Consider the following 5,299-nt stretch of genomic DNA (forward strand, 5'->3'; position numbering starts at 1 on the left):
GAAGCCCAGCGAAGCGGGTTCGCCGGGAAGAGGAGGAGCAAGGGAACGAACGCAGTTTTCGCCGCCAGGCGGAAACGGAGTGGAGTGGACTTTGCGACGACGAGCCGCCCCGGGCAAAGTAGGTCGCCGCCCGCAGGCGGCGAAACTTCCCCTGCGACAAACAAAACTGCTCTATCATCGCCCCTCATCCGCCCCAGTGTGCGCACTGGGCCACCTTCCCCCCGAGGGGAAGGCTTTTTTTGGGGGACAGCTTAGGAGAGCCGCTTCAGGATGGCCCGTGCCGCCTGCACGCCGGAGGCGCCCGCCTGGGCCAGGCCCCGGGTGACGCCGGCGCCGTCGCCGGCGGCGAAGAAGTTGGGGATGGCGGTCTCCAGCTCCTCGCTGAGCTGGAGCCGGGCGGAGTAGAACTTCACCTCCGCGCCGTAGAGCAGGGTGTCGTGGTTGGCGGTGCCCGGGGCGATCTTGTCCAGGACGTAGATCATCTCGATGATGTCGTCCAGCTGCCGCTTGGGCAGGGCCAGGGACAGGTCCCCGGGGACGGCGGCGGTGAGGGTGGGCCGGGTGAAGGATTTGCTTAGGCGGTGCTCGTTGGTGCGCACCCCCTTCACCAGGTCGCCGAAGCGCTGGACCAGCACGCCGCCGGCCAGCATGTTGCTCAGGGAGGCGATGTGCTTGCCGTAGCGGTAGGGCTCGTTAAAGGGCTGGGTGAAGCGGTTGGACACCAGCAGGGCGAAATTAGTGTTCTCGCTGCGCAGCTTGGGGTCGGCGTAGGAGTGGCCGTTCACCGTGTTGATGCCCTCCACGTTCTCGGCCACCACGTGGCCGTAGGGGTTCATGCAGAAGGTGCGCACCTGGTCCCCGTACTGCTGGGTGCGGTAGACCAGCTTGGACTCGTACACCACATCGGTGATGTGTTCAAAGACGGAGGCGGGCAGCTCCACCCGCACGCCGATGTCCACCTGGTTGTTCAGCAGCTCCAGCCCCAGGCCCTTGCACTGCTCGGAGAACCACTCGGCGCCGGAGCGGCCGGGGGCGGCGATGAGCCGCTTGCAGGCCACCTCCTCGCCGCCGCCCAGGGTGAGGCGGAAGCCGCCCTCCCCGTCCTGGACGATGTGCTCCACGGCGGTGTTGAAGCGGAACTCCAGCTTGTCCTTCAGCCCCTCATAGATGTTCTGGAGAATGCGTAAATTGTTCTCGGTGCCCAGGTGCTTGCACCGGGCCTGGAGCAGGTGCAGGTCAAAGCCCAGGGCCTTCCGGGCCAGGGCCCTGGCCTCGGCGCTCTCGGTGGAGAACACCTCCTGGGTGGCCCCGTGGGCGACGTTGATGGAGTCCACGTAGTCGATGAGCTCCATCACATGGCGGGGCTCCATAAAGTCGGTGAGCCAGCCGCCGAACTGGGTGGTGAAGTTGAACTTGCCGTCGGAAAAGGCCCCCGCGCCGCCGAAGCCGCACATGGTGTCGCACACGGAGCAGTGGATGCACTCCCGCACCTTGCCCGCCACGATGGGGCAGCTGCGGTGGTAGATGTCCCGGCCCTGGTCCAGGGCCAGCACCTTCAGGCCGGGGCGGTGGTGGGCCAGCTCATAGGCGGCGAAGATGCCCGCCTCGCCGCAGCCCAGGATGGCAACGTCATAGATGGGATTCATGGGGTGTCTCCTCTCTCACTTTCCTCGGAAATTGCGGCCCACGGCGGGCCATATCATATCAGGATACATTATACCACAGTTTTTGCCCCAGGAGAAGGAAATTTCTCTCTTTTCCCCTGTCTGTCCGTATTTTTTACACCGGACTCCGCCGCACAGCCTGCGGCCCGCCGCCCGCTGCCGCCTTGGGGCATGGGAAGAAATTTTCCCCGGAAGGCGGTGAAAAATTGGAGAAAGTGAAAATTTCCTGTTTACCTCAACGCTTTACTGTGTTAATATAAGGAAAGAATGGACGGACCGGCGGACTGCGCCGCCGGCCGGCCGCAGAAAGGAGCCGCGATATGGCAAAGGCAGGACGAAAGGAGCACAGTCTGGCGCTCTACGAGACCATCTTGAAGCTGAAGGATCTGGACGAGTGCTGCCGGTTTTTTGAAGATCTCTGCACCCCCACCGAGCTGCAGGCCATGGAGCAGCGCTTTGATGTGGCTGTCTATCTCCAGCAGGGCCTGGTCTATCTGGATATTCTGGAGAAAACCGGGGCCAGCAGCGCCACCATCAGCCGGGTACGCCGCTCCATGCTGGAGAACGGCGCCGGGGGCGTGATGCAGGACATCATCATCCGGGAGGGGCTGGATCAACCCAAATAGAGCCGCCCCAAAGAATTTTGCAAGAAAGCAGGGAGTAACGCGATATGAAACAACTGATGCTGGGCAACGCGGCCGTTGCCCGTGGACTGTACGAGGCGGGATGCTGTGTGGTCTCCAGCTATCCCGGCACCCCCAGTACCGAGATCACCGAGGAGGCCGCCAAATTCGACGACATCTACTGCGAGTGGGCCCCCAATGAGAAGGTGGCCATGGAGACCGCCTTCGGCGCCTCTCTGGCGGGCCGCCGCTCCTTCTGCGGCATGAAGCACGTGGGCCTGAACGTGGCAGCCGACCCGCTGTTCACCGTCTCCTACACCGGGGTGAACGCGGGCATGATCATTGTGGTGGCCGACGACGCGGGCATGCACTCCTCTCAGAACGAGCAGGACTCCCGCCACTACGCCAAGGCCTCCAAGATCCCCATGCTGGAGCCCTCCGACTCCGCCGAGGCCCTCTCCTTCACCAAGCTGGCCTATGAGCTCTCCGAGGAGTTCGACACCCCCGTCATCCTCAAGATGTGCACCCGGGTGGCCCACTCCCAGTCCCTGGTGGAGACCAGCGAGCGGGTGGAGCCCCCCATGAAGCCCTATGAGAAGAACATCGGCAAGTACGTGATGATGCCCGGCAACGCCATCCGCCGCCACCCGGTGGTGGAGGAGCGCACCCGGAAGCTGGCCGCCTACGCCGAGACCAGCCCCCTGAACCGCCTGGAGGAGGGCAGCGACCGCGCCCTGGGCATCATCACCTCCAGCACCTCCTACCAGTATGTGAAGGAGGTCTTTGGGGACCGCTATCCCGTGCTCAAGCTGGGCATGGTCTGGCCCCTGCCCAAGCAGAAGATCCTGGACTTCGCCGCCTCGGTGGACAAGGTGGCCGTGGTGGAGGAGTTGGACCCCTTCCTGGAGGACTTCTGCCGGGAAATCGGCCTGGACGTACTGGGGAAGGATGTGCTTCCCATGGAGGGGGAGTTCTCCCAGAACCTGGTGGCCGCCAAGCTGGGCGGCACGGTACATACGGGGAAAACTCTGGAGGACGTCATCCCCGCCCGTCCCCCCGTCATGTGCGCCGGCTGTCCCCACCGCGGCCTGTTCTACACCCTGAACAAGAACAAGTGCACCGTCATGGGCGACATCGGCTGCTACACCCTGGGGGCGGTGGCCCCTCTGGCCGCCATGGACATGACATTGTGCATGGGCGGCTCCATCAGCGGCCTCCACGGCTTCAACAAGGCCCGGGGCGCTGAGAGCGAGCACAAGACGGTGGCCGTCATCGGCGACTCCACCTTCATGCACTCGGGCATGACCGGCCTGGCCAACATCGCCTACAACCAGTCCAACTCCACCGTCATCATCCTGGACAACTCCATCACCGGCATGACCGGCCACCAGCAGAACCCCACCACCGGCTACAACATCAAGGGGGACCCCGCCGGCAAGATCGATTTGGAGTCCCTGTGCCGGGCCATGGGCTTCAAGCGGGTGCGGGTGGTAGACCCCTACAACCTGAAGGAGTGCGACCAGGCGGTGAAGGAGGAGCTCTCCGCCGACGAGGCCTCCGTCATCATCTCCCGCCGGCCCTGCGCTCTGCTGAAGTATGTCAAGCACAAGGCGCCTCTGGCGGTCAACAAGGACAAGTGCATCGGCTGCAAGAGCTGCATGAAGATCGGCTGCCCCGCCATCTCCATGAAGGAGGGCAAGGCCCGCGTGGACTTTACCCAGTGTGTGGGCTGCGGCGTGTGTGAGCAGCTGTGCCCCGTGGGGGCCTTTGAGAGCACCGGCAAGGAGGGTTAAGGCAAGATGGAAACCAAGAATATTATGATTGTGGGCGTGGGCGGCCAGGGCTCCCTGCTGGCCAGCAAGCTGCTGGGCCACCTGCTCATGGAACAGGGCTACGACGTGAAGGTGTCCGAGGTCCACGGCATGTCCCAGCGGGGCGGCAGCGTGGTCACCTACGTGCGCTACGGCGACCGGGTGAACTCCCCGGTCATCGACAAGGGGGAGGCCGACTTCATCGTCTCCTTCGAGCTGCTGGAGGCCGCCCGGTGGCTGAGCTACCTGAAGCCCGACGGCCAGATCGTCACCAACACCCAGCAGATCGACCCCATGCCCGTCATCACCGGGGCCGCCCAGTACCCCGAGAACCTGGTGGAGAAGATGAAGGCCGCCGGGGCCAAGGTGGACGCCCTGGACTGCCTGAAGCTGGCTGAAGAGGCCGGGTCCTCCAAGGCGGTGAACATCGTCCTGATGGGCCGTCTGTCCCACTACTTCGACCTGCCCGAGGAGGCCTGGCAGAAGTCTCTGGAGGCTATGGTGCCGGCGAAGTTTTTGGAGCTGAACAAGAAGGCGTTTGAGCTGGGGAAAAATGCCTGATTCCTTCTAATTTTAAAGGGGGAGTTTCGCCGCCCCGGCGGCGAGTGACTTTCTGGTCGGCCAGAAAGTCACCAAAGAGCCGCCAAGGGGTGTGTGCAGAGAGACAGGCACGGCTTCGCCGTCCCTGCCTCAATGACACACACCCCCTGGACCCCCATTACGGGGGTTACCCCTTGGACATTGTGCAGCCCTTCCGGCGCGCAAAATCTGAGTGACTTTTTGCAATTTCTCCCGGGCCACTGGGCCCTGGGTGTGTAAAAATTTAGGACGAGTGCGGTTCCGCTTCTGCGCCTGCCTTTTCCGAACCAACGCCCCCAGTGCGAATCCTGCGCTCCCCTAAACCTTCCCCTCGGGTGGAAGGTGCCCCAGTGCGCACACTGGGGCGGATGAGGGGGCAGAGTTTGTACTCTTTTGTAGGGGCGGCACACTGGGCCGCCCGGCGAAGCGCAAACTACTCCAAAAGGAAGGAGTACCCCGATGTCCATAACCAGCCTTCTGGCGGTGGGGACGGGCGGCGCCCTGGGGGCCATGGGCCGCTGGGGGCTCAGCCTGCTGCCCTTCCGGGGGGAGTTCCCCCTGCTCACTCTGGTCACCAACCTGCTGGGGGCGGTGCTCATCGTCTTCATCGCCGGGTGGGCGG

4 protein-coding genes are annotated in these 5,299 nt (G+C 63.8%); 3 read left to right on the plus strand and 1 reads right to left on the minus strand.

Translation table 11 applies throughout. The features are described 5' to 3' along the window. Window positions 1-251: 251 nt before the first annotated feature. A complete protein-coding gene (locus B5F19_RS16345) occupies window positions 252-1,646 on the minus strand; it encodes an NAD(P)/FAD-dependent oxidoreductase (RefSeq protein WP_087292707.1) in 1,395 nt (464 codons plus the stop codon). A 338-nt stretch (window positions 1,647-1,984) separates the two neighbouring features. On the opposite strand from B5F19_RS16345, the gene B5F19_RS16350 reads away from it, so the two are divergent. The 3 genes from B5F19_RS16350 to B5F19_RS16360 are packed head-to-tail and all read left to right on the plus strand — an operon-like array spanning window position 1,985 to window position 4,659. Then, window positions 1,985-2,290: a YerC/YecD family TrpR-related protein gene (locus B5F19_RS16350; protein ID WP_087292710.1), complete on the plus strand. Its 306-nt coding sequence runs from the start codon at window positions 1,985-1,987 to the stop codon at window positions 2,288-2,290. A 44-nt stretch (window positions 2,291-2,334) separates the two neighbouring features. Next, a complete protein-coding gene (gene iorA, locus B5F19_RS16355; protein WP_087292713.1) occupies window positions 2,335-4,080 on the plus strand; it encodes an indolepyruvate ferredoxin oxidoreductase subunit alpha in 1,746 nt (581 codons plus the stop codon). A 6-nt stretch (window positions 4,081-4,086) separates the two neighbouring features. After that, the gene (locus B5F19_RS16360) at window positions 4,087-4,659 is read left to right on the plus strand and encodes an indolepyruvate oxidoreductase subunit beta (RefSeq protein ID WP_087292716.1); all 573 of its coding nucleotides are present in this window, start codon (window positions 4,087-4,089) and stop codon (window positions 4,657-4,659) included. The last annotated feature ends 640 nt before the right edge of the window (window positions 4,660-5,299 follow it).

The organism is Pseudoflavonifractor sp. An184 (genome assembly GCF_002160305.1).
GTDB lineage: Bacteria > Bacillota > Clostridia > Oscillospirales > Oscillospiraceae > Lawsonibacter > Lawsonibacter pullicola.